The organism is Enterococcus sp. DA9 (assembly GCF_008000875.1).
In the GTDB taxonomy this organism is placed as follows: Bacteria; Bacillota; Bacilli; order Lactobacillales; family Enterococcaceae; genus Enterococcus_B; species Enterococcus_B lactis.
Genome location: NZ_CP042839.1, coordinates 968,604 through 992,913 on the forward strand (window position 1 = coordinate 968,604; position 24,310 = coordinate 992,913).

The 24,310-nt window shown below is 39.5% G+C and carries 21 protein-coding genes; 16 read left to right on the top strand and 5 right to left on the bottom strand.

The window, feature by feature from the left end; genetic code table 11:
- Nucleotides 1-82: 82 nt before the first annotated feature.
- From FTX43_RS05550 to FTX43_RS05560, 3 genes are all read right to left on the bottom strand, one after another.
- Nucleotides 83-1,453 (bottom strand): MATE family efflux transporter, encoded by a 1,371-nt coding sequence (locus tag FTX43_RS05550; protein WP_002293436.1) that lies wholly within the window; start codon nucleotides 1,451-1,453, stop codon nucleotides 83-85.
- 181 nt (nucleotides 1,454-1,634) lie between these two features.
- Nucleotides 1,635-1,958 carry a DUF960 domain-containing protein gene (locus FTX43_RS05555; protein ID WP_002289744.1) on the bottom strand — a complete coding sequence of 108 codons (324 nt, stop codon included), beginning with the start codon at nucleotides 1,956-1,958 and terminating at the stop codon, nucleotides 1,635-1,637.
- Between the two features lie 325 nt (nucleotides 1,959-2,283).
- Nucleotides 2,284-2,892 carry a 50S ribosomal protein L25/general stress protein Ctc gene (locus tag FTX43_RS05560; RefSeq protein ID WP_002309762.1) on the bottom strand — a complete coding sequence of 203 codons (609 nt, stop codon included), beginning with the start codon at nucleotides 2,890-2,892 and terminating at the stop codon, nucleotides 2,284-2,286.
- A gap of 328 nt (nucleotides 2,893-3,220) precedes the next feature.
- On the opposite strand from FTX43_RS05560, the gene FTX43_RS05565 reads away from it, so the two are divergent.
- The 7 genes from FTX43_RS05565 to FTX43_RS05595 all read left to right on the top strand — a co-directional run bounded on the left by FTX43_RS05565 (nucleotide 3,221) and on the right by FTX43_RS05595 (nucleotide 8,960).
- On the top strand, nucleotides 3,221-3,937 hold the full coding sequence (locus FTX43_RS05565; RefSeq protein ID WP_002313974.1) for a 16S rRNA pseudouridine(516) synthase: 717 nt from the start codon (nucleotides 3,221-3,223) through the stop codon (nucleotides 3,935-3,937).
- 12 nt (nucleotides 3,938-3,949) lie between these two features.
- Nucleotides 3,950-4,645 (top strand): YjjG family noncanonical pyrimidine nucleotidase, encoded by a 696-nt coding sequence (locus FTX43_RS05570; RefSeq protein ID WP_002309760.1) that lies wholly within the window; start codon nucleotides 3,950-3,952, stop codon nucleotides 4,643-4,645.
- Nucleotides 4,646-4,728: 83 nt separating this feature from the next.
- The gene (udk, locus tag FTX43_RS05575) at nucleotides 4,729-5,358 is read left to right on the top strand and encodes a uridine kinase (protein WP_002289751.1); all 630 of its coding nucleotides are present in this window, start codon (nucleotides 4,729-4,731) and stop codon (nucleotides 5,356-5,358) included.
- A gap of 338 nt (nucleotides 5,359-5,696) precedes the next feature.
- Nucleotides 5,697-6,299 carry a TVP38/TMEM64 family protein gene (locus FTX43_RS05580; protein WP_002293431.1) on the top strand — a complete coding sequence of 201 codons (603 nt, stop codon included), beginning with the start codon at nucleotides 5,697-5,699 and terminating at the stop codon, nucleotides 6,297-6,299.
- A 21-nt stretch (nucleotides 6,300-6,320) separates the two neighbouring features.
- Nucleotides 6,321-6,809, top strand: coding sequence for an N-acetyltransferase (locus tag FTX43_RS05585; RefSeq protein ID WP_147606834.1), 489 nt, complete (start codon nucleotides 6,321-6,323; stop codon nucleotides 6,807-6,809).
- A gap of 326 nt (nucleotides 6,810-7,135) precedes the next feature.
- A complete protein-coding gene (locus FTX43_RS05590) occupies nucleotides 7,136-8,509 on the top strand; it encodes a hypothetical protein (protein WP_047927620.1) in 1,374 nt (457 codons plus the stop codon).
- A complete protein-coding gene (locus FTX43_RS05595) occupies nucleotides 8,493-8,960 on the top strand; it encodes a YaiI/YqxD family protein (RefSeq protein WP_002312437.1) in 468 nt (155 codons plus the stop codon). The genes FTX43_RS05590 and FTX43_RS05595 overlap by 17 nt, the downstream gene beginning before the upstream one ends.
- Nucleotides 8,961-9,141: 181 nt before the next feature.
- On the opposite strand, the gene FTX43_RS05600 is transcribed toward FTX43_RS05595, so the two are convergent.
- A complete protein-coding gene (locus FTX43_RS05600; protein ID WP_002313977.1) occupies nucleotides 9,142-10,887 on the bottom strand; it encodes an AarF/ABC1/UbiB kinase family protein in 1,746 nt (581 codons plus the stop codon).
- A gap of 212 nt (nucleotides 10,888-11,099) precedes the next feature.
- Here FTX43_RS05600 and FTX43_RS05605 point away from each other — a divergent pair, with 212 nt between their 5' ends.
- From FTX43_RS05605 to FTX43_RS05630, 6 genes are all read left to right on the top strand, one after another.
- Nucleotides 11,100-12,185, top strand: coding sequence for a D-alanine--D-alanine ligase (locus FTX43_RS05605; RefSeq protein ID WP_147606836.1), 1,086 nt, complete (start codon nucleotides 11,100-11,102; stop codon nucleotides 12,183-12,185).
- A gap of 142 nt (nucleotides 12,186-12,327) precedes the next feature.
- Complete coding sequence (gene murF, locus FTX43_RS05610; protein WP_002312441.1) at nucleotides 12,328-13,680, top strand: UDP-N-acetylmuramoyl-tripeptide--D-alanyl-D-alanine ligase; 1,353 nt, start codon at nucleotides 12,328-12,330, stop codon at nucleotides 13,678-13,680.
- Between the two features lie 321 nt (nucleotides 13,681-14,001).
- Nucleotides 14,002-15,513: a degradosome RNA helicase CshA gene (gene cshA, locus FTX43_RS05615; RefSeq protein WP_002309752.1), complete on the top strand. Its 1,512-nt coding sequence runs from the start codon at nucleotides 14,002-14,004 to the stop codon at nucleotides 15,511-15,513.
- A 129-nt stretch (nucleotides 15,514-15,642) separates the two neighbouring features.
- Complete coding sequence (gene acpS, locus FTX43_RS05620) at nucleotides 15,643-15,993, top strand: holo-ACP synthase (protein ID WP_147606838.1); 351 nt, start codon at nucleotides 15,643-15,645, stop codon at nucleotides 15,991-15,993.
- A 15-nt stretch (nucleotides 15,994-16,008) separates the two neighbouring features.
- Nucleotides 16,009-17,130: an alanine racemase gene (gene alr, locus FTX43_RS05625; RefSeq protein WP_002313979.1), complete on the top strand. Its 1,122-nt coding sequence runs from the start codon at nucleotides 16,009-16,011 to the stop codon at nucleotides 17,128-17,130.
- 10 nt (nucleotides 17,131-17,140) lie between these two features.
- Nucleotides 17,141-17,503, top strand: a complete 363-nt coding sequence (locus tag FTX43_RS05630) for a type II toxin-antitoxin system PemK/MazF family toxin (RefSeq protein WP_002289874.1) — start codon at nucleotides 17,141-17,143, stop codon at nucleotides 17,501-17,503.
- A gap of 171 nt (nucleotides 17,504-17,674) precedes the next feature.
- Here FTX43_RS05630 and rpsN read toward each other — a convergent pair whose 3' ends face one another.
- Entirely contained in the window at nucleotides 17,675-17,944 is a 270-nt protein-coding gene (gene rpsN / locus FTX43_RS05635; RefSeq protein WP_002293413.1) for a 30S ribosomal protein S14, read from the bottom strand.
- A 187-nt stretch (nucleotides 17,945-18,131) separates the two neighbouring features.
- Here rpsN and FTX43_RS05640 point away from each other — a divergent pair, with 187 nt between their 5' ends.
- The 3 genes from FTX43_RS05640 to FTX43_RS05650 all read left to right on the top strand — a co-directional run bounded on the left by FTX43_RS05640 (nucleotide 18,132) and on the right by FTX43_RS05650 (nucleotide 24,267).
- Complete coding sequence (locus FTX43_RS05640) at nucleotides 18,132-19,079, top strand: NADP-dependent oxidoreductase (RefSeq protein WP_147606840.1); 948 nt, start codon at nucleotides 18,132-18,134, stop codon at nucleotides 19,077-19,079.
- 307 nt (nucleotides 19,080-19,386) lie between these two features.
- Nucleotides 19,387-22,092: a YhgE/Pip domain-containing protein gene (locus tag FTX43_RS05645; protein WP_104841458.1), complete on the top strand. Its 2,706-nt coding sequence runs from the start codon at nucleotides 19,387-19,389 to the stop codon at nucleotides 22,090-22,092.
- A gap of 351 nt (nucleotides 22,093-22,443) precedes the next feature.
- A complete protein-coding gene (locus FTX43_RS05650; protein ID WP_002309748.1) occupies nucleotides 22,444-24,267 on the top strand; it encodes an APC family permease in 1,824 nt (607 codons plus the stop codon).
- Nucleotides 24,268-24,310: the final 43 nt, after the last annotated feature.

Genomic DNA, 24,310 nt, shown 5'->3' on the forward strand with positions numbered 1-24,310 from the left:
AAAAAACTGTTTTCGGTAAACGAAGAAGATATTTTCAATAAAAGTTTTCATTTTTAGCCGCACCGATTTCTTTTAATCAAGGTTACCTTGCTTCGGCATGTTCTAACGTGAAATGTTCCTCTTCACCCATATGTTTCAATTGTTTCATCGAACGCATGTAAGAGTAAAGCAACACTGCAACAGAGCCGATCCAAGCTAGAGGAGAAGCTGCTGCGGCTCCTGGATACCCCCACATTCCTGTAAGAACGATAGCTGCAAAAGAACGCATAAGCAATTCCATCATACCGGCGATCGTAGGAATCTTGCTTTGTCCAAGACCTTGAAGCGTGTAGCGTAAAATGAACAGGACTGCTAAGATCCAGTAAAGAGACCCATTGATATTGAAGTAGGTTTGTGCTAATTCAAATACATGTGTTTCTGATGGGCTAACAAACAGTTGAACAAAGAAATGTCCAAAGAAAATGACGATAGCACCTGCTAAAAGACTAAATCCGACACTCATCAATAAAGTTTGTCGTACACCTTGCAAGATTCGACCATATTCTTTTGCACCATAGTTTTGTGCAGTGAAAGTCGCCATTGCGATACCAAATGACATCATCGGTTGATTGGCAAATTGATCAATACGACCAGCAGCGGCTTGAGCAGCCACAACATCTGTCCCTAAGCTATTTAGTGCCGCTTGTAATACGATAGCACCGACAGCGATGATTGAAGACTGGAACGCCATTGGCAAAGCTGCATTTAGATGTACACGAAACTCTTCTTTATCAAAATTGAAATCTTTTTTGCGTAACTGTAACAAAGGCATTTTTTTCTTGATATACACAAGACACAGTACGCTAGAAGAAACTTGTGCGATTACGGTAGCAATAGCTGCACCTTCCACACCCATACCAAAATAGATAATAAAAATCAAATCAAGTACGACATTGATGATAACCGCAATGATCAGAAAGAATAATGGTGTGCGGCTGTCACCAAGTGCGCGAATGACATTAGAAAGCAAATTGAAACTGACGGATGCAAAGATTCCTAACAAAATAATTGAAATAAACGTTTGTGCTTGATCAATTATTTCAGGAGGAGTTTGCATCAACTGAAGCATCGGACGAATAAACAGGAGACTCAGGACGGTTAAAATCACAGTGACGACAAGACTAATAACAACACTAGCAGCAAAACTTTTCTTCAGACCCCGATAATCTTTTGCACCGTAACGTTGTGCAGTAATAATGGCTAAACCAGCTGTTAACCCTTGGGCAAAACCAATGATCAAAAATGTCAGGCTTCCAGTTGCACCAACCGCTGCTAGCGCATTTTTACCTAGTGTCTGACCCACGATGATCATATCAATCATATTATAAAACTGCTGAAAAACGTTTCCGATCAGTAAAGGAACAGTGAACAGCAAAATCAGTTTAGCGGGGCTTCCTTTTGTTAAATCGCGCATCTTTTAAACTCCTTATATCTTTAAAATTTAGTTAGTAGTATATAGCGTTTATCCTGAGAATACCAATTAGAAATCAATGATAATTGATGAAATTCCATAAAAAGAAGCCAAGAATTGAGTCAAAGAATCAACAACTTGGCCTGGTCTGTAAAATAAGGGACATCCACGTTTATCTATCACCTTAATATTGTCTGATCTCACTTGGTAAAAGGATCGTTTCTCTCGTACCGTCATCATAGGCGTATACTTGAGCAGGAAATTGGTTCGAATAGGCAAACGGCAAATCAATATCCATTTCCACATTGCTTCCTGCTTGAGAAAAATGCATCGTCACTTTTCCACGATTTTCGATCAAATCAAAGGTTAATATATTTTCTAATGGAATGACTCCCTTAAGATCTAGGTCAATAATAAACCATATACTGTCAATCAATTCATCTGGCAAACTTGATACTACACCAACTGAAGCGTAACGGTTGCGGCTGCTATCAAAACTTTCAAACATCTGGTTAACCTCCTTCGAATCAACGAATGTTTTTATTTTTATAATCAATCATAGGATAAACTAGAAATACTTACTTTAACGAGGGTTCATTCTAATAAAGAATCAGGAAAAATGCAACAATAATTGAATACTTTTTTTCAAAGTATAAATTTTTATAAAGGTACGATAAAAATATGCGAGGGAAAGCTTGGTAAATCAGGATTTTTCGTTTGCAAAGCTATTTACAAAAGTGGAAGCCCCATATGAAAATAAACGATTAGAAATAAAAAAGGCGTGTTAAAAGCTGCTGACCCGCCACTTCTAACACCACCTGATTGTTTCAGTATTATTCTTCTTTTGAACCGATTACTTCTGGTTCGCCGCCTTCACCTGTGCTTTCTTCTTCTTCACTTTGAGCGACTACAGCAGCAATTTGTTCTTCACTGTCGGTCACGAACTTGTAATCGTCGTTTTTTGGAAGATCGGCTACTGTAATAGAATCGCCTAATTCCAAGTTTGTCACGTCGACTTCAATTCGTTCAGGCAATTTGTCTGGTGTAGCAGATACGACTACTGTATACAAGTTTTGAGCTAACACTCCGCCCGATTTAACACCAATTGATTCGCCAACAAGAACGACTTCTGTTTCGACTTCTGTTTCTTCCGACATGTTGACAGATAGAAATTCTGCATGTTCGAAATGATTAGTAAAAGTGTTCGTTTGAATCTTATGAACCAATGTATTGACTTTTTGTCCGTCAATGTCCATCGTGATAACTGTGTTTGCTCCATGTTCACGCAACAATTTGCTTAGTGTCAAACCATCGAATGAGATAGGGGTACTTTCTATTTTATACCCATAAACAACAGCTGGAACTTTCCCTTCGTGACGAAGTTTATTTCTTAATGAACGGGGACGTACTTCTCTTTTACTTACTTCTAATGATACTGACATAACCAAAATTCCTCCTTAAAATGTGACTGTCTGCTTTGGTAACGGACAGATTTTATTTAAGTGAATTCTAAAGGCTAATCTCGTGCACATCATCGAAGGCAGGGCGCTTAAAAAAACGCAAAAGGAGAGATGTGCGCATCTCCCCTTAGAAAGTCAGGATTCAACTTTTCTCCACCAGGTCATTACGCTGTGTATGAGAAATCCAATTCACTTTACTCTTTAACCGTAACGCGAACTACTGGTTAAGTCAAGGAATAACGCTGCTGATTTATTTGCAAGCAAACATATTCAAGGTATAATTCTTATTAGTAATAAGAAAGGAAACGGTATGCGCTTAGATAAATTAATAGAAGAAAAATTAGAAACGACACGTAAGGAAATGAAGCGGCTGTTTGCTTTGAAGCAAGTGATGGTCGATGGCACAGTCGAATTTCGACAAAATCGAAATGTAGACAGTTTGCTGCATCGGATTGAAGTAGCAGGTGAACATTTAGAAACAAATGAGTCCTATTATCTTCTCAACAAGCCTAAAAAAGCTGTGACTGCCGTGTCAGATCCAGAAAAGACGACGGTAATCGATCTGATTGCAAGTGCCGATCGTTTTCAGCCGCTCTATCCGGTGGGAAGACTGGATAGAGATACAACAGGACTATTGCTGATTACTTCGAATGGCCAATTGGGATATGAAATGCTCCTTCCTGAAAAAAAGGTCTCAAAGACTTATCAAGCAGTGGTGAACGAAAGGGTGACATCAGCAGACGTAGCAGCATTTGAAAAAGGAATCGTATTCGCTGATGGGTACCAGTGCCAGCCGGCTAATCTAAAAATACTCAAAGCAGACAAGCACCAAAGTACTGTTTTATTGACGATCCAAGAAGGAAAATTCCATCAAGTCAAAAAGATGTTTTTAGCCCAAGGAAAGAAAGTGATCGCATTGAAGCGGTTAAGCATGGGACCATTGGAATTAGATGAACGGTTGGCAGTAGGCGAGTACCGATCGTTGACGCTAGCAGAGATGAAAAAGTTAAGTATTTATTTTAAATAGGAGATCAAAAAGATGAGATATAACACTTTATTGTTTGATGTTGATGATACATTACTAGACTTTCAACAAACTGAAGCAAATGCTTTAAGTACTTTGTTCGCAGAGCAAGGAATCACGTTGACACCAGAAATCAAAACGAGCTATAAGGCTTTGAATCATCATTTATGGCAGGAATTTGAAAAGGGCAGACTATCACGAGAAGAAGTAACAGGCAGTCGTTTTGGATTACTCTTCCAGCAATTTGGGAAAACAGTAGATAGTCGCCAAATGGAGAAACGCTATCGTCACTACTTGAACCAAGGACATGACCTTGTTCCAGGGAGTCTAGAACTTCTGAAAAAGGTCCACCCTCACGCCGAACTTTATATTGTAACGAACGGTGTGTCGCATACTCAATATCAGCGTTTAACAGATGCAGGAATGCTTGATTATTTTAAGGATATATTTGTCTCAGAAGCTGTCGGAGCGCAAAAGCCGATGAAAGAATTTTTTGATCATGTATTTTCCCGCATTCCTGATCTTGATAAAAAGCAGACGGTGATCATTGGCGATTCACTGACTTCTGATATCAAAGGAGGGAACATGGCAGGGATCGATACGATTTGGTTCAATAAAAACAAATTGCCGGAAATCGAAGAGATCCAACCCACTTATCGAATCGATTCTTTAGAAGAACTTTACTCATTATTGGAAATTGAAAAGGATTAATTTTCAGAAAAATATAGCATTTTCGTGTTTTTTCGCTATAATAGATTAGAATGAAAAAACGGATACGAAAGAGGTTTTAGTCAATGACAAAAAGCAAGCCAATTATCATTGGTGTGACGGGTGGGTCAGGAAGCGGAAAGACAAGTGTCAGCCGTGCGATTTTCAACAACTTCCCGGACCATTCCATCATGATGCTTGAACAAGATTCTTATTATAAGGATCAGAGCCATTTGAGTTTTGAAGAACGATTGAACACAAATTACGATCACCCTTTTGCCTTTGATAATGATCTGCTGATTCAGCATGTAGGCGACTTACTGAACTATAAAGCCATTGAAAAACCCGTGTATGACTATGTAGCGCATACAAGAAGTCAGGCAACGATCATTCAGGAACCAAAAGAAGTGATCATTCTAGAAGGAATCCTGATCTTAGAAGATGAACGTCTGCGTGACTTGATGGATATCAAGGTATACGTAGATACAGACGATGATATTCGTATTATTCGTCGTATCAAACGGGATATGGAAGAACGGGGACGCACATTGGACTCCGTGATCGAGCAATATTTGACAGTTGTTAAACCGATGTATCATCAATTTATCGAACCAACGAAGCGCTATGCGGATATCATTGTTCCAGAAGGCGGAGAAAACCACGTTGCTATTGATTTGATTACAACAAAAGTGGCTAGTTTCTTAAACCATAAATAGTGCGCAGTGAAACAGTTGAACGGACTGCGACCGTTTGAAAAGCAAGGATCCTGCTTTTTGAACAGTCACCAGTCAACTGTTTTTTTATTTATAACAAGAGGTTGTGAAATCAGCGTCTTGACTTGAGTATTAGAGAGAAAAAACGGAAAAATAGCTACTTATATTTTACCGTTTTTTGAGCTAATACCGAAGGTCAGCTGATTGAGCACCGTGAATCAGAGGTTGTGACAGAAGTAGTCAGCTTCAATAAATAAGAAGGAATTTTCCGAAGAAGCTACTTTTGCATCACCCCCTAAGGAGGCAGTTTTAGCAAATGAAAAAAGATATGAGGAAGAAAGATGTCTAAAAAAGCATCAGTTTTACAAAAATGTCTTCAGATCATGCCAATCATCGGTCTGTTGTTTTTCTTTGTGTTGATTCTCTATGCTTATCATCATGGGATTTTTCGTTCAAGCACCTCTTTGCAAGCGTTTATCCAGGAATTCGGCAAGTATGCAGTGATAGTATTTGTTCTGCTGCAAGTGATCCAAGTGATCATTCCTATTTTGCCGGGAGGGATCTCTTCGGTAGCTGGCATGCTGATGTTTGGCAATGGATTTGGGCTTTTATATAGTTGTATTGGTCTAGTGATTGGGGAAGCAATCGGATTTTTGCTTGTCCGTTACTATGGTGTAGCCTTTGTCCAGCTTATTTTATCGCCAAAAAAGTATCAAAAATTTGATGAATTGCTGACAAGAAAAACGAAAGATATCAAAAAAGTATTAGTCGTTACCTTGCTGCTTCCCTTTGCGCCAGACGACTTGATCTGTCTAGTAGCTGGTTTGACGAAATTATCTTTTAGAGAGTTTATGCAGATCGTGATTTTCTTGAAGCCGTGGTCGGTAGGTGTATACAGTATGATCATGCTCTTTTTATTCCATCAAGCGCAAGGTCATTTATAATGTAAAAAAGGACGTGGGTGTATGGAAAAAATAAAAGTAACAGAAAATGAACTGGATGAGCTGATGGCAGTCATTCAAGAAGTATGGCCGGAAGCTTTTGTACCAATTATTGGTCAAAAACAAGTCGATTATATGCTGAAAACTTATCAGTCAAAAAAGCAGATCCAAAAAGAACTGGCAGAAGGCGTTTCTTATTTTTTATTAAAAAGTGAAGGAAAGACTGTCGGTTACACTGCTTATGAAGAGATAAAAGGTAAAATCTATTTAAGTAAATTATATTTGCTGAATAAAGCCCGTGGCCAAGGATGGACTTCTTCGGTTTTTCGCTGGTATGAAGAACTTGCTGCGCAAACAAAGGAAAAAGAGATTTTTTTACGAGTGAACCAGGGAAATCACCAAGCAATCGAGGTTTATAAGCATGAAGGGTTTGAGATTACAGAAGAACTTGTTTCAGATATCGGTCAAGGATTTCAAATGGTCGATTATAAAATGAAAAAAGCTCTCGCATAATCTTAGGAACTGTGTTAAAGTAACTTCATGCGACGGGTCGAGAAGGACTCTGGTTTACAGAGCTCCTAATTGATTTTGGAGGCACAGGATAATTGATTTCTATCTTTATCACCTGCCGGATGCAGGGGTGTCGGGCAAGACTTTTGTGGAGAAGGGCTTGTCTGCTTGAGTAATCAAGTACCGTAAAAATGCGGAAAGAAGCTTATGCTTCTTTCTGCATTTTTTTTTTTTTACAAGAATATATTCTGTAAAATTGGTTTATTTCCCCTTTAATGCTAAAATCGAAGAGCAGATTAGTTATAAGACTGTTTAAGGGAGCCATTGTCATGTTCGAAAAACTCAAACGATTTGGGCGCAATTTTACGCAAACAACGCCCTTTATTTTAAGCAATACGGTTATTTTGATTCCTTATCTTTTATTTTTGGGAATAACAGATTCGCATAATTGGCTGACGATTTTGCCATTTACGCTGTTTTATGCCTTTCGGATGACTGGGCTGTTTTTAGTCAATAGTCTACGATTTGGTCTAGATAGTTACACGTTGCTGATGATCGCTCTGCTGATGGGTGGTACTGGTTCATTACTTGGAATACTAGGCGTATTTTATTTTCCTTTGTTTTATTTTTCAAGTGTTCTTCTAGGGCTAAGTGCAGCATGGCTTGTACCTGCTAATATCACGGTCAATTTCCATGAGAAGACGCAAGGCTTTATCAATATGGATGGGAAAAAGTACTTATTTGCAGCTATCTGGCTATTCCTCCTGTATCAAGCAATCGGACTGCCTGCACCGACTCAGATTGCAGCAAGCTTTACGATTTATACACTTTTTTACGTCATGGCCTACCACACGGTCAGTCATTATCCGCGTTACGAACTGGATTTCAAAGATATGAAAAGAAATCTAGTGGCTACGCGGGAGCTTGTTTTATTTTTGGTGTTCTTTGGCTTATTGTTTCTTTTGAGAAATGCCCGATTGTTATTCGATGAAAGGCTTTTTGATCTTGCTGTTTATGGTTTCTTGGTGTTGTTCATTGTGTTCGTGTTCGTCTTAGGCCACCAGAAGAAGGAATGGAAGTTGCCAAGTTGGCTGAATCTGTTTACTTTTCTAAATGGAATGTTAGGGAATTTTCTTTTTTTGTTTAGCAGTTTTTATGTTGGCATACTGTACGGATTAGAGAAACTTCCGTTTTATATGTATTTTCCTTATGCTGCCGGTTTGATTGCAGCAAAAATAGTCGGACCATTGATTTTGAAACGTTTATCATGGTCTCCATTGGCTACGCAATTGCTTGGACTGAGTTCTTCTTTGTTGGTCCTCTTGATTCCAAATGGTTTTGCGATAGGTGTCTTTTTGCTTAGTTTCTGGCACGTAGTAACAGGCAGTTGGCTAAATAAGGAATACTATCAAACCGATGTAGCTATTCCAATGGATCATCGGATTATTGCCAAGTACACTACTCAAAATAAAGGAAGTGTGATCCACCAGTTTTTATTGATGACGCTTTTGTTTATTTTATCAAAAGAAATGGGAGAGCCAATCCATCTACTACTGATCATGCTGAACCATGGAGCAGTGCCGATAGCAAGTGCGCAACTGCTTATTTTAGCCAAATGGATCAATGTCGGTCTCTTAATGAGCGGATTGGTGACTGTATATCATTTATGGAAGAAGGCGAAAAAGAATGAGGCTATTCATTGATGGGGATGGTTCTCCAGTAAAAGACGATGTCATAAAGTTAGGAGAATCCTATGGTCTCGACGTGATTATCGTAACCAGTGTAGATCATTATACGACCAAAGAATACGCTAATCATGTCCAAATCGTCTACGTAGACCGTGGAGCTGATAGTGCAGATTATAAAATCGTCGGTATGGTTAAGAAGAATGACTTTTTGATCACGCAAGATTATGGTTTAGCTTCACTTGTATTGCCGAAGGGTGTGCGAGTGTTCCATCACTCTGGAAAAGAATTTGATGAAGCGAATATCGGCACGCTTCTCGAACAACGTTACCATAGTGGGAAGTTAAGAAAAGCTGGCATAAGGACAAAGGGTCCAAAACCCTTTACAGATAAAGATCATACGGCTTTTCGTCAAGCGTTGAAAAAGGCAATTGACCAAGGTTTACCAAGTACAGAAGATAGTAGGTAACGAAGGTAGTTTACTTGTGCGCGAATACACCAAAAAAGGAACAGGGAAACAGGATAAATGGATTCCTTGTTCCTTTTTTTGTTGTTCGGTACTAGCTCAAAAAACGGTAAAATAGGAGGAGTTATTTTTATTTGGTCATTCTTATTGCTTGAGACAGAACAGCTTTCTCCCAACTTTTTTTCTACTTTTTCCTCTTCTTATACATTTGGATCAATGCATCGATTGCTAAAAAAATAATGACAAATGCTGCAATAGCATACGTAAATATCCCTAATAAGGAAACGACCTCTGCGTTTTCTACAGGTGCAGCTTGGACAAGCAGGGAAGATCCTACGATCAATGCAGCTAAAATCATACCGAAAACAAGTCGATTGATCATACTTTCGATCCTGTTCAATAATTTGTCTTGCTTTTTTAATTCCAAATTGACTTTTCCTTGTCCCGAAGTCCACATTTCTAATAGATGATGAAGTTGTTGTGGAATCTTAGGCACAGCCTTCATTCCTTCTAATAGGTCTAATCCACTTTGTTTCAATGTATCTTCTACATCCAAATGGGTGAGAAAGTAATGTTGGGCAAAAGGCGAAGCAATTTCCATGAGGGAAACTTCAGGGTCAAGGACACGGATCACCCCTTCTAATGTCCCGAATGCTTTCAGCAAAAGCGTGATATCACGGTCGAACTGCAGATTATTTTGATGACAGATCATCACGACTTGTGCGAATACTTCTTGCAAGTTGATTTCATCAATAGGGGAATCATAATATTGTTCAAGAAAACTTGTCAGTTCTTGGTGAAACCGACTTTCATCAAATAAGCCTTCTTGCTGACAAAGTCGAAGGACCGCTTTTTCGATTCGATAAGCATCTTTCGTATACAGCGCTAAAACGGCTTGTGTGAGCTTTTGCCTAAGACCTGCAGAAAGATGCCCCATCATGCCAAAATCAATGTAGTTGACTGTATATGGCGCAACAGGGTCTTCTATAGAAGTAGAGGCTCGAAAAGCAAAGGGACCGAACTCTTTTTCATGAACTGTTTCAGTTGTTCGGCGAGCTCGTGTCTGTTCTTCTTTTGTTAGCACATGGAACAGCAAATTCCCCGGATGAGGATCAGCATGGAAAAAACCATCATCAAACACCTGCTTCATAAAGTTCTCAACTAAAAGCTTTGCAACTTCTTGTTTCAGCTGCTTGTTTTGAATACCGGTGATAAAAGTTTCTGTTCTGTTTTCGGCATTCATCAAATGATTCAAGTTTTTACCAGACATTTCTTCCATCACGATCACTTTTTTCGAACAAAAAGCGTCATAAATTTTGGGGCTGCGGATCTCTTTCCAGCCATTGTTCTTTTGATAGAATTGTTCGCCATTTTGACTTTCTTTTAAGAAGTTCATTTCATTGATCAAGGAACGTTTTACTTCTTGGAGTACCCCTTTTAGATCAACTACGCTAGTTTCAGGAATGTATTTGATCAAAGGGATTGCACGTTCAAATAGTTGAAGATCAAGGCGAATCTCTTCGGCAATGTTAGGGTGTTGGATCTTAACAACTACCGCGTCACCGCTTTTCAGCTTGGCACGGTGAGCCTGTCCCATAGAAGCGGAGGCAAAAGGCGATTTGGAAAAATCATCGAATATATCTGATACCGAAAGAGAAAGTTCCGTTTCGATCGTCTTTTTGACCGTTGAAAATGTGTCGCTAGGTACACTGTCTTGTAATGTTTTAAATGTCTGAGTGAAGGCAGAGGAAAGCAAGTCCTCTCGAACAGAAAGCATCTGTCCTATCTTGATGAAGGTGGGGCCTAATTCTTCAAAGGCTTTTTTTACCTGTTCGGGATTTTTTTGCTGTACAAAGTTTGGCACTACATTGTAGTTGATGAACACTCGAATGATTTCTGCCAAGCGGCTGCGTGGATTTGTTTGCGCCATCATCATCCCTCCTTTTCTTTATCATAACTTTTTCTTTATCATAACTTTTTATAAAAAATGGGACAAATAATCTAGCTGGCAAAAAATAAATGACGTTTGTTCTTTTAGAAACCAACTCGTTTTTTTATAAATAAGTTATTCGTTTATTTTTGTTTTGTGCTAAAATATGAGAGTAAATCACTGAACGATTTAGAATACAGGAGGACAATCTTTTGAAGATTACTTTACTATATGGCGGACGCAGCGCAGAGCATGAAGTGTCCATTCTTTCCGCATTTTCAGTTTTAAATGCCATTTATTATAATTATTACCAAGTTCAACTCGTATTTATTACAAAAGAAGGACAATGGGTCAAAGGTCCATTACTAACAGAAAAACCTGCAAGCAAAGATGTCTTGCACCTTTCATGGGACCCAAGTGGACAGACAGAGGAAGGCTTTACAGGAAAAGTGATCAATCCGGGCGAAATCAAAGAAGAAGGAGCCATCGTTTTTCCAGTTTTACATGGGCCAAACGGGGAAGATGGAACGATCCAAGGCTTCTTAGAGACATTGAATATGCCTTATGTCGGCGCAGGCGTATTGACCAGTGCATGTGCCATGGATAAAATCATGACCAAATATATTTTACAAGCTGCTGGTGTGCCACAAGTTCCTTATGTACCAGTACTTAAGAATCAATGGAAAGAAAATCCTAAAAAAGTATTTGATCAATGTGAAGGTTCTTTGCTTTATCCGATGTTTGTCAAACCGGCGAATATGGGTTCTAGTGTCGGCATTACAAAAGCAGAAAACCGAGAAGAATTGCAAAATGCTTTAGCAACAGCCTATCAGTATGATTCTCGAGCAATCGTTGAACAAGGAATTGAAGCTCGCGAAATCGAAGTTGCTGTATTAGGAAATGAAGATGTTCGGACGACTTTGCCTGGCGAAGTCGTAAAAGACGTAGCATTCTATGACTATGAAGCCAAATATATCAATAATAAAATCGAAATGCAGATTCCAGCCGAAGTGCCGGAAGAAGTTTATCAAAAAGCGCAAGAGTACGCGAAGTTAGCTTACACGATGTTAGGCGGAAGCGGATTGAGCCGGTGTGATTTCTTTTTGACAAATAAAAATGAATTATTCCTGAATGAATTAAACTCTATGCCAGGATTTACGGAGTTCAGTATGTACCCGCTCTTATGGGAAAACATGGGCTTGAAATACGGTGATTTGATTGAAGAACTGATTCAATTAGGAATGAATCGATACCGTCAGCGTCAATCTTTTTTTGAAAAAATGAATAAAGAGAAATAAAGAAGAAGCTGGAGTGATTGCGTAACCGCGTTCATTCTAGCTTCTAAATACGAATAGAGAAATTTACTTGGAAGTGAGAGTCATGCGAACCCGCCGTTTAGGCCAAACGCTTTTTTCACAACCTTTTTTAGGAGAGATCTCAATGAATCTAACAATACAAGAAATTGCACAAGCCGTGGGCAGCGAATGCTCTGAACTGACAAAGATTACCAATGTCGAATTTGACAGCCGGAAGATAACCGAAGGAAGTTTATTCGTTCCTCTTGCTGGTACGCGAGATGGACATGAATTTATCCAGCAAGCAATCACAAATGGCGCATCTGCTTCATTTTGGAGCTTGCCTGTTGAACAAGCACCAAAAGATTTTCCAGTTATCCCTGTAGCAGATCCTTTGAAAGCCATGCAGCAATTGGCAACCTATTACTTGGAAAAAGTAGGTGCAGAAGTCGTTGCAATTACAGGAAGCAATGGTAAAACCACCACGAAAGATCTAACCGCGTCTGTCTTGTCTGAAAAATACAAAACATATAAGACGCAAGGAAATTACAACAATAATATTGGTCTTCCTTACACGATTTTGCACATGCCGCAAGATACAGAAAAGATCGTCTTGGAAATGGGCATGGATCACGCCAATGAAATCACGGAACTTTCACTTATGGCTCAACCAAAAGCTGCAGCAATCACAATGATCGGTGAAGCACACATAGAAAATCTTGGGTCGCGAGAAGGAATCGCTAAAGCCAAAATGGAAATCACTGACGGACTTGTACCAGACGGATTACTCGTTGTGCCCGCAGATGAACCGTTGTTGACACCTTTAACGGCAACATTAGTACAAACAGTCACAACATTCGGTATTGGAAATGGCGATGTTCATGCGGAAGTGACAGCAGAAGGAAAAGCACAAACCGATTTTGTAGTAGAAGGAGAAACATTTACGATCCCGCTGCCTGGAAGTTATAATGTAACGAATGCTTTGATTGCGTATACGATTGGGCGCTTCTTTGGACTGTCTATACCTGAGATACGCCAAGGGCTCGCTCATGTTTCTATCACACAAAACAGAACTGAATGGCTAACGGCAGGAAATGGTGCAGCTATTTTGAGCGATGTCTACAATGCAAATCCAACAGCCATGGGACTGGTATTAGATACTTTTAAAAATCTGCCAACAAAAGGGCGTAGAATCGCTGTGTTAGCAGATATGCTGGAATTAGGGAAAGATTCTTTAAACATGCATGCGCAAATGAGTGAACATATCGATCCTGAGAAATTTGCCATGATTTTCTTGTACGGGGAACAAATGCATGCATTAAAAGAAGACTTGAATCAAAAATATCCGCAACTACCTGTGTTCTATTTTGAAAAAGAAAAGAATAAATTGATTGAGGCTGTCAAACAAAATCTTGAATCAACAGATAGTATTATGCTGAAAGGCAGCAACAGCATGGGCTTATTCGAAGTAGTAGAACAGCTTCAGCAAATGAAATGAAAATCTGTAAACTTGCAGAAAATGAAAAGCTATGTTAGAATAACCTATTGCCGAAAGATGAAGAGAAATTGGACTGGTTTTGCCATGGAAGCAACTTGTCGAAACCAGATGTCATAATCATGATAAAGCTGAACGCGACCCGTTTGGCTTTTCTAATGCCTAAACTTCGCAAAGTGATTTTTCGGTGGTGCCACAGGGGCTAAGAATGGGTAAAAACGTGCGTGGCCACTGTCAAAAAGAAACAATACACTTTGACCGAACAAATCGACGGGGTAGCAAAAAAGCTACATCCTCAGTTAACAACCATATAGGAGGATTCATTTGAAATTTAAAGAACTAGAATTATCACCAGAATTGTTGAAATCAGTCGAACGCGCTGGTTTTGAAGAAGCAACACCTATCCAAGCAGAAACGATTCCGCTAGCATTAGTTGGAAAAGACGTTATTGGACAAGCACAGACAGGTACAGGGAAAACAGCTGCATTTGGATTACCAATGTTAGAAAAAATCGATCCAGATCGTCACGAATTACAAGGTCTGGTTATCGCACCAACACGTGAATTAGCTATCCAAACACAAGAAGAACTATATCGTTTAGGGCGCGACAAAAAAGTGCGTGTACAAGCTGTCTACGGTGGAGCAGATATTGGCCGTCAGATCCGTGGCTTGAAAGATCGTCCACATATCGTTGTGGGTACACCAGGACGTATGCTTGACCACATCAACCGCCATACATTGAAACTTGGAACTGTTCAAACATTAGTCTTGGATGAAGCAGATGAAATGTTGAATATGGGCTTCTTGGAAGATATCGAAAAAATTATTTCCCAAGTTCCTGATCAAAGACAAACATTACTTTTCTCAGCAACAATGCCGCCAGCCATCAAGAACATCGGCGTTAAATTCATGAAAAGTCCACATCATGTGAAGATCAAAGCGAAAGAAATGACAGCTGACTTGATCGATCAATACTATGTCCGCGCAAAAGAATACGAAAAATTTGATATCATGACTCGCTTGTTTGATGTTCAAACACCGGAACTAACAATCGTCTTCGGACGTACAAAACGCCGTGTAGATGAATTAGCACGCGGATTAGAAGCACGTGGTTATCGTGCAGAAGGAATCCATGGCGATTTGTCTCAACAAAAACGGATGAGCGTATTGCGTTCATTCAAGAGCGGTCACTTAGATATCCTTGTAGCGACAGACGTTGCCGCACGTGGATTAGATATCTCAGGTGTCACTCATGTGTACAACTATGATATCCCTCAAGATCCAGAAAGCTACGTTCACCGTATCGGACGTACAGGCCGTGCCGGAAAAGGCGGTATGTCTGTGACTTTCGTTACACCAAATGAAATGGACTACTTGCATGTGATCGAAAACTTGACGAAAAAACGGATGACGACTTTACGTCCGCCAACCGAAAAAGAAGCATTCAAAGGTCAATTAGGTGCTGCAGTTGAACAAATCGAAACAAAACTTGCAGAAAACGGTCTAGATAAATATCTGCAAACAGCAGATAAATTATTAGAAGAATATTCTGCACAAGATTTGGTTGCATTACTGCTGAAAACGACAGCAAAAGATCCAGCTGATGCAGTACCAGTGAAGATCACACCAGAACGCCCATTGCCAATGCAGAAAAAAGGATACAACAAAAATGGCAAACGTGGCGGCGGAAACAACCGTAATCGTCGTGACGGCGGGAATTATCGTGGAAACAAATCAAAAGGCGGTTATAGCAAAAACAATAACAGCCAAAAAGATGGCGGTAAACGTCACAATGATAAAAAACGCGGATTTGTGATCCGTTCAAATAACGATTAAACCTAAAATGAAAGTTTCTCTGTTTTAAGAGAAACTTTCATTTTTGTTATTTGTGGACTTATTTGTGGCAAAATGGTTATAATTTGGTAGAATGAGAGTGTTCTAAATTTATTGAAAAGAGAAAAGCATATGATAAAAGGAATTGGGATCGATGCAGTCGAATTGTCTAGGATCACTCGGCTGATCGAAGAAAAACCAAAATTCATTGCACGAATCTTGACCTCTGAAGAAACGAAACTGTTCCAATCCTTGCCTTTTCATCGCCAAGTAGAATTTTTAGGCGGACGTTACGCTTGTAAAGAAGCTTTCTCTAAAGCTTGGGGAACGGGAATCGGGAAAGTTACCTTTCAAGATATCGAGATTTTAAAAAATGAAAACGGTCAGCCCGTTGTTACGCGCTCACCCCATGAAGGCAATGTATGGGTCAGTATTACTCACACAAATGAAACAGCTATTGCACAAATTATTTTGGAAGACTAGAAAGAAGGAAAAATGATGGTTGTCGCTTGGCACCGCCCAACGAAAGCAGTGATACATAAAAAAGCTATAACTGAAAATGTAGCAAATGAAGTGGCAAGACTTCCGCAAGGGAAAGAATTGTTTGCAGTAGTAAAAGCAAACGGATACGGTCATGGAGCTGTAGAGACAGCTGAAGCAGCAGTTGCTGGTGGAGCTTCGGGCTTTTGTGTTTCAAATTTAGATGAAGGAGTCGAGTTGAGAGAAGCTGGATTTACTCAGCCTATCCTTATCTTGAACATGGTTCCTTACGACGCACTGGCTTTAGCTGTTGCTCATGATTTGTCAGTAACTGCAGGTACACGGGAATGGTTGCAGGTAGCAGCTGCTATTTTAGAGGAAGGTAAGCTAGAAATGCCTCTTTCGATCCATTTAAAAGCAGATACTGGGATGGGACGTATCGGTTTTTGTACACCTGAAGAAGTAAAAGAGGCAGCTGCATTCATCAGAGAAAGTCGTGTATTAGAATGGGAAGGATTATTTACCCATTTTTCTACAGCAGATCAACCAGATGATACGTATTGGAACCTGCAAAAAGAACGCTTTATGGAAGTGCTAAAAAAACTTCCTGAACTTCCTCGATATGTACATGTCAGTAACAGTGCAACGGCTTTATGGCATGATGAAACAATCGGCAATATGATTCGTTATGGTGTAGCAATGTATGGACTGAACCCATCTGGACATGCACTTCCGGAAGTTTATCCGTTACAGCCAGCACTTGAACTGGTTTCTGAATTGATCCAAGTCAAAAAACTCCCAGCAGGTGAAGGAATCGGCTATGGGGAAACATATATCACTCCTGAAGCAGAATGGATCGGAACGATACCGATCGGTTATGCAGATGGCTGGTTACGAAAGATGCAAGGTTTTTCTTTATTGGTAGAAGGAAACTATTGTGAAACGATTGGACGTGTATGTATGGATCAACTGATGATCCGATTGCCTCAAGAATTTCCGGTCGGAACAAAAGTGACGCTTATCGGCAAAAATGCAGACAAAGAAATCACTATGCAAGACGTAGCAGATCAATTAGGTACGATCCACTATGAAGTGGCATGCGGATTAGGACAGCGGATACCAAGAGAATATCAAGAATAAGGAGGATCCTATGGTAAAAAGAGGAGATATTTATTTTGCTGATCTTTCTCCAGTCGTGGGATCGGAGCAAGGCGGAACACGCCCAGTTTTGGTTATTCAAAATAATCTAGGTAACCATTTCAGCCCGACGATCATTGTTGCGGCCATAACGGCAAAAATGGCTAAGCCTAAGCTTCCGACTCACATTGGGATCAAAGCTACTGGAACAGGAATAGAAAGAGACTCCGTTATCCTGTTGGAGCAGATCAGAACGATCGATAAATCAAGATTGAAAGAAAAAGTCTGTCATTTGGATCGACCAATTATGGCAGAAGTTGACCGAGCATTAAAAATTAGTGTGGGCATTGAGGCACTGACTCCTGTTACTAAATAAGTATAGCGAAGTAACCATGCAGCCTTTACATATAAAAAAAGGACCAACTGTGCGTAAAAAAAGATACGTCCGCTTCTAGTACCAGCATTTCTGCTAGAAGAAGCGAACGTATCTTTTTTGATGATCCAAGGAGTGGTCCATGCGCCCTCCTCCTTTACAGCCAGACTTGGACTACCAGCTGGCTTTTTTTACTCCTGGAATCAAACCTTTATGTGCTAACTCACGGAATTTTATACGGGACATCCCGAATTTACGCATGTATCCGCGAGGTCGTCCATCGATTAGATCGCGATTTTTCAACCGTTCTGGACGAGCATCTAAAGGAAGTTTACGCAAGCCTTCATAATCTTTTTGCGCTTTTAATTCCTGACGTAAAGCAGCATAGCGTTCAATCGTTTCTTGCTGTTTTTTTGCTTTGGCAATCTTTGATTTTTTAGCCATCAACAAATTCCTCCAATTTTTTTATTAGCGTAAATCGTAATCTTTACGCTTTTAGATGAATAATTTAACACGATACGCGAAAAAAAACAACTATTTTGTTTTGGATTATGTTCCAAATTGAAAAGACATTTTTTTTGTCAAAATAAAGGCATAAACGTAAACTTAAAGAAAAAGGGAGATGGTAACTATGCGAAGATTTGCAATTAATGGTTACGGAAAAGCGCAAGATGTTTTTGAAGAAATCAATGCTCATCCCAGAGAAGTCGATTCTGGACATATTCGTGTAGAAATAAAAACATTCAGCGTGAATCCGTATGATGTTGCCTTGCGTTCAGGAGAGATGAAAGAGATACGAACATTGAAATTCCCTTATGTACTAGGTAATGATGGCGCTGGTATCGTGACAGAGATTGGTTCAGATGTCACAACTGTTCATGTAGGTGATCGAGTAGCTGTCCATGCAGTCGGCGGGACTTACGGAGAAGAAGTCGTACTGCCATCAACAAAAGCAGCAAAAATTCCAGATGAAATGAGTTGGGAAGAAGCAGCCGGAATGGTCACACCAGGGATTACGGCGTATAATCTAATCAATCATTTGACGGAAATCCAGCCGACAGATACAGTGATGATTCTAGGTGCATCAGGTGCGGTCGGGTCTAGTCTGATCCAGCTTCTCCACGAAAAGGGTATCCGAGTCTTAACCAGTGCCTCTAGTAAAAACGAAGAAAAAGTAAGGAAACTAGGAGTTTCAGCATTTGCTGCTTATGATAAAACAGACCCAGGTATGCAATTTGCTGATCAAGCAGACCTTGTGATTGATGCCACGAAAGGAAGCATCAAAGGAGAAACCGGCATCCAGATCCTGAAACCAGGTGGGAGATATGTTGCATTAAATGACCTCCCAGACCTAAATTTGCGGCAAAAAAAGGAAGGCTTTTATGAATCATTTGTTTCAAGAAAGGAATATCAAGATGCAGAAGCCTTTGCTGGCATAATCAAATCCTATCAAAAAGGTGCCTTTCATATTTTTATTTCAATGAATCTGTCTGCTTCACTTGCACATGTTATCCAAGCACATCAGCAAGTTGAAGGGCATCCTCCTGCCGGGAAAATCATTTTGTCATTCGAAAAGTAAGAAACATAGGAATAAAAAATGAAAAAAGCTGAAACATTTTTGTAGGGGCAAAGACCAAAAAAGTGTTTTAGCTTTTTTGCGTATACGTATAATAGATAAAAACTTTGGCATAAAATTATCTTTCCCTTTTATTTCATGATAAAGTAAAGGCTGTAATCCTTAATTATTTCTCAATATATAAGAGATTACAATGAGACAATTGCCGTGATATGTCCAAAAATTCGACTTTTTTGAAAAAAGCCGATTGAAAAAAGTATGAAATACATGGTAAAGTAATTCAGCTGAAAAAAGAAGAAGGGGGAGAACTATGCAGTCAATCAAAAATACACTTCGTTTATATTTGCTTGACTGGAAACGGATTTTCAAAAACCCGATTGCTACACTTTTGATCATTGCGATCATGATCATCCCTTCGCTATATGCGTGGTTTAACATTAAAGCACTATGGGATCCATATGGAAATACTGGAGAGCTGCCAATTGCTGTTTACAGTGCAGACAAGCCAGCAGAGTTTCAAGGTAAAGAAGTGGCCATTGGGAAGCAAGTCATCGAATCGCTTCATAAAAATAAACAATTAGGATGGCAATTCGTTGATTCAAAAGAGCAATTAGAAGACGGAGTCCGTTCCGGAAAGTATTACGCAGGTATTTACCTGCCAAAGGATTTCTCAGAAGATCTGCTGAGTTTTACTAGTGGTGACATCAAGAAACCGAAAATCGAATATACGGTAAATGAAAAAATCAATGCGATTGCACCGAAAATCACCGATAAAGGAGCAAGTTCGATCCAATCGCAAATCACAAATGAATTTATCAAAACAGCCAGTTCGACTTTATTGAAAGTATTCAATGAAATAGGTTACGACATCGATACGAACCTAGTAAGTATCAATAAAGTCAAAGAGATGATTTTATCAACAGATGAAAATCTGGACACGATCGACGGCTACACAAAGCAAGTCCTCGAATTACAAAGTCAATTACCTGACATCAAGGAAAAATTGAATAAAGCAAATGAATTCGTGGATTACATCCCTAAAGTAGATGAGATGGGCGAAAAAGTCGTTGCATTGAATGACAAAATGCCTGAATTGAAAGACCAAGCAAAAATCATCCTTGATTTGCAAGAAAAAATCCCAGAGATCCAAAATGCTGGTAAACAACTAGCAGAGATCGACGGCGATTTTGCTTCGATCCAAGAGACAATGAATCAAGGAATCGATGAAGCAAAACAAGGCTTGACGATCATCCAACAAGTACAAGATATCTTGCCAGATGTGAAAAATTTAGAAAACCAGGCAAGTGATCTAGCAAACCAAACAAAATCAGGTGCCTCTCAGCTGAAAGATGCGATACCAAGCATCACAAACAGTGTAGATGTTACATTGAAGTCAATTGGACAAGTGGCAACAACGACTAGTTCGTTAATAGATACTGTAAGAATAGCTATTGAAGATGGTAAGCTGACTGATGATGAAAAGAAAAACATCAGCAATGTATTGAACGGCTTTATTGACGGAATATCTCAACAACAAAATGCAATCGATAAACTGGTCGAGTTCCTGACTAAATTGCAAACAAGTGCTGGAAATACGAAATTGCAGCCAATCATTGATCAGCTAAATCAATTAAAACCCTTGCTAAGCAATCTGCAAAACCGCCTATCTGCTTTGAACACAGCTGTTCAAAATGAAGACACGAAGGCTATTGATGAATTGCTAGATCAAATTGATGCCGTTGCTAATAATATCAATGGCATCATTGCTGGTATCAATACAGGTCAAATCAGCTCAACCGTCACTTCTCTACTAGACCAAGTCATCGATACGATTGGGACTGCACAAGGCGCACTGAGCAAAGCGGACCAGATCGACTTTGATTCGCTTCTCAGCTCAACGAAAGCAACTGTAACAAATGCAGTGGCAATCTTAGAAAAATATCAAAAAGAAATGCCTGCAATTGGACAAGAAATCCACGATGCCAATACAATGTTGAATGGCAATATGGAGACCATCGTCAATGGCATCAATGAAGGGGCAGACCTATACAACAATGAATTACCGATCCTTCAGCAAAAATTAGGGTTGGCCGCTGATTTTATCCAAAATGATTGGCCCACACTAAAAAATGAAATCACCGGTACATTGACAACAGTAAATGAAAAAATGCCAGAAGTCGAAACAGCTGTGAACGCTGCTGCGGACTTGATCAACAATGACTGGCCAAATATCAAAGCTGGTATCCAAAAAGCAGCAGATGCGATCCGAAAAGGCGAACAGGAAGTCGATCTAGGAGAAGTCATCAAATTATTGAAACTAGATGCAACAAAAGAAAGTGACTTCTTTACACAACCTGTTGAGCTGCAAACCAATGCGCTTTATCCAATCGCAAATAACGGTTCAGCTAGCACTCCATTTTATACTGCACTATGTCTGTGGGTCGGCGCTGTTCTTCTTTCAAGTGTTGCTACGACAGAATACTATTTAGGAAAGAAAGACCGAAACAATTTTACGAAACGAGAACAATTCGTTGCTCGTATGCTGACATTCTTGACAATGGCAATCGCGCAAAGCTTGATTGTTACATTAGGGAATATTTTCTTACTAGGAGTAGATGTCCAAAATCCAGTCTACAGCGTGTCATTTGCTGTCTTGATTGCCTTAGCATTTATGATGATCGTTTACGTCCTGGCTGCATTATTCGATAATGTCGGTAAAGGGATCGCTATCATCATTTTAGTACTGTCAATCTCTGGTGGAGGCGGGAACTATCCGATCCAAGTCTCAGGGAAATTCTTCCAAATGATCAATCCGTTCTTGCCATTTACTCATGCGGTAAACTTGTTACGGGAATCTGCAGGAGGAATTTATTGGCCAAATGCTACGAAAGCAATCTGGATCATGATCGGTTTGTTTGTTGTCTTTGGAGTCGTAGGAACGGCAGTCTATCCGTTCATCGAAGAAAAAATGACGAAATTCAAAGAAGCGGCGCATGAGAGCCATATTTTTCATTAAAGAAAAGAGGTTGTGAAAAAGCTGTTCTGCAGTAATAAGAATGACCAAACAAAAAAACAGCTTCACATTTCTCTTTTAAAAGTTAAGATATAAAAAAGGATAGAACCTGATTTTCTAAGTCAAGTTCTATCCTTTTATTATAGAATTCAAAGAAAAAGCCCATAAAAAAATGTTAGATTTTTGCTGTATTAAAGCGTTTGAAAAAGTGCTTGATATTTTTCTGTTTTTTTCCAATTATTTTCTTAAAGTTTATTGACTTTTAAGGTCAGTGAGCGTACTATAACATCTTGTTTACTATAAATTTTCGACTATCATACTTGAAGTAAAATTGCGTGTAAAGGAGTTTAAAAATTGGATTACTTAAAAAGGTTGTTAGTAGGTAAGCCTTTAAAATCTGCTGAAAATGATGAGCACAAATTAACTCGTTTTGCTGCTTTGGCATTATTGTCGTCTGATGCGTTATCATCTATTGCATATGGTACGGAACAAATCGTTGTTGTTTTAGTCGCTTTGTCTGCTGCAGCTATCTGGTATTCGCTGCCCATTGCCGCTTTTGTTATTATTTTATTGATTTCCTTAACGCTATCATATCGTCAAATCATCCATGCTTATCCTCATGGCGGTGGAGCATATGTCGTCAGCAGTGAGAATCTTGGGAAGAATGCGGGCTTGATTTCCGGTGGCTCTTTATTGATCGACTACATGTTGACGGTAGCAGTATCTGTCTCAGCAGGTGCTGAAGCAATCACATCAGCGGTCCCAGCATTATACGGGCATCAAGTTGCTATTTCTGTGACAATCGTTTTACTACTGATGATGCTGAATCTTCGTGGTCTGAGAGAATCTGCATCGTTCCTGTTATTTCCGGTGTACACATTTATCCTTGTAATCTCGTTGCTAATCGTTGTTGGGTTATATAATATCGTGACAGGTGCTGTGCCATTGCAAGCTACTGCGTTGCCAGGGGCGGTTGTTCCAGGGGTTTCTATCGCCTTGATTTTACGAGCATTTTCTTCTGGTTCCTCCTCTTTGACTGGGGTTGAGGCTATCAGTAATGCCGTACCATTCTTCAAAAAGCCAAGAGCCAAAAATGCCGCTGCTACATTGACGATGATGGCCTTGATCTTAGGTTTCTTCTTCGTTGGAATCACATTTATCAATTATTGGTATGGAATCGTTCCAGAAAAAGAAGTCACTGTTTTGTCTCAAATCGGTAAAGCTGTCTTTGGACATGGTATTTTGTATTACGTCCTTCAATTTGCTACAGCGCTGATTTTAGCCGTTGCTGCCAATACCGGTTTTTCTGCTTTTCCAGTTCTTGCATACAATTTGGCAAAAGATAAATTCATGCCCCACATGTATCAAGATCGTGGGGATCGACTAGGCTATTCCAATGGGATTATCACACTAGCGCTAGGTTCAATCGTGTTGCTGTTTATTTTCCATGGCTCAACAGAACGCTTGATTCCGTTATACTCTATCGGCGTGTTCATTCCATTTGCTTTATCTCAAACAGGGATGGTCGTCAAATGGAAAAAAGAAGGAAAAAGATGGTTAAGCAAATCGATTGCCAATATTACAGGTGCGTTCATCTCATATGCAATCATTGCGATTTTGTTCGTCTATCGGTTAGGGGACATTTGGCCTTTCTTCATCATCATGCCAATCGTTATGTTCATTTTTTATAAGATCCATGATCATTATAAAAAAGTGGCAGAACAGCTTCGTTTAGAAAATGATGCAAAACTACATGACTATGACGGAAATACCGTTCTTGTATTAGTTGGGAATGTGACACGGGTGAATATCGGTGCGTTGAATTACGCACGTTCGATCGGTGATTATGTCGTTGCAATGCATGTTTCGCTAGACGAAGATGTCGAAAAAGAAAAAGAAATCGAAGCAGAATTTAAAAAGCATTTCCCAGATGTCCGTTTCTCAATCGTCCATTCTTCTTATCGCTCGATTGAAAATCCGATTATCCGGTATGTAGATATCGTAAGTAAAAATGCAGCGAAACAAAACTATACAACTACTGTGCTGATTCCTCAATTTGTACCAAACAGACGTTGGCAGAATATTCTCCATAACCAAACAAGTTTGCGGTTAAGATTGCGGTTGTCTTGGCGTGAAAATATCGTTATCAGCACCTATAGTTACCATTTGAAGAAATAAGTCCATCAAGAATCTGGGACACAAAGTAGTTTATTGAATATCA

What these genes read in the sequence shown, in the direction of transcription:
- FTX43_RS05585 (WP_147606834.1), top strand. Translation starts at nt 6,321, where the DNA reads ATGGAAAAAATAAAAGTAACAGAAAATGAACTGGATGAGCTGATGGCA.
- FTX43_RS05580 (WP_002293431.1), top strand. Translation starts at nt 5,697, where the DNA reads ATGTCTAAAAAAGCATCAGTTTTACAAAAATGTCTTCAGATCATGCCA.
- alr (WP_002313979.1), top strand. Translation starts at nt 16,009, where the DNA reads ATGGTTGTCGCTTGGCACCGCCCAACGAAAGCAGTGATACATAAAAAA.
- FTX43_RS05640 (WP_147606840.1), top strand. Translation starts at nt 18,132, where the DNA reads ATGCGAAGATTTGCAATTAATGGTTACGGAAAAGCGCAAGATGTTTTT.
- FTX43_RS05570 (WP_002309760.1), top strand. Translation starts at nt 3,950, where the DNA reads ATGAGATATAACACTTTATTGTTTGATGTTGATGATACATTACTAGAC.
- FTX43_RS05560 (WP_002309762.1), bottom strand. Translation starts at nt 2,892, where the DNA reads ATGTCAGTATCATTAGAAGTAAGTAAAAGAGAAGTACGTCCCCGTTCA.
- FTX43_RS05600 (WP_002313977.1), bottom strand. Translation starts at nt 10,887, where the DNA reads ATGGCGCAAACAAATCCACGCAGCCGCTTGGCAGAAATCATTCGAGTG.
- murF (WP_002312441.1), top strand. Translation starts at nt 12,328, where the DNA reads ATGAATCTAACAATACAAGAAATTGCACAAGCCGTGGGCAGCGAATGC.
- FTX43_RS05565 (WP_002313974.1), top strand. Translation starts at nt 3,221, where the DNA reads ATGCGCTTAGATAAATTAATAGAAGAAAAATTAGAAACGACACGTAAG.
- FTX43_RS05555 (WP_002289744.1), bottom strand. Translation starts at nt 1,958, where the DNA reads ATGTTTGAAAGTTTTGATAGCAGCCGCAACCGTTACGCTTCAGTTGGT.
- acpS (WP_147606838.1), top strand. Translation starts at nt 15,643, where the DNA reads ATGATAAAAGGAATTGGGATCGATGCAGTCGAATTGTCTAGGATCACT.
- FTX43_RS05595 (WP_002312437.1), top strand. Translation starts at nt 8,493, where the DNA reads ATGAGGCTATTCATTGATGGGGATGGTTCTCCAGTAAAAGACGATGTC.
- udk (WP_002289751.1), top strand. Translation starts at nt 4,729, where the DNA reads ATGACAAAAAGCAAGCCAATTATCATTGGTGTGACGGGTGGGTCAGGA.
- FTX43_RS05550 (WP_002293436.1), bottom strand. Translation starts at nt 1,453, where the DNA reads ATGCGCGATTTAACAAAAGGAAGCCCCGCTAAACTGATTTTGCTGTTC.
- rpsN (WP_002293413.1), bottom strand. Translation starts at nt 17,944, where the DNA reads ATGGCTAAAAAATCAAAGATTGCCAAAGCAAAAAAACAGCAAGAAACG.
- FTX43_RS05630 (WP_002289874.1), top strand. Translation starts at nt 17,141, where the DNA reads ATGGTAAAAAGAGGAGATATTTATTTTGCTGATCTTTCTCCAGTCGTG.
- FTX43_RS05590 (WP_047927620.1), top strand. Translation starts at nt 7,136, where the DNA reads ATGTTCGAAAAACTCAAACGATTTGGGCGCAATTTTACGCAAACAACG.
- FTX43_RS05645 (WP_104841458.1), top strand. Translation starts at nt 19,387, where the DNA reads ATGCAGTCAATCAAAAATACACTTCGTTTATATTTGCTTGACTGGAAA.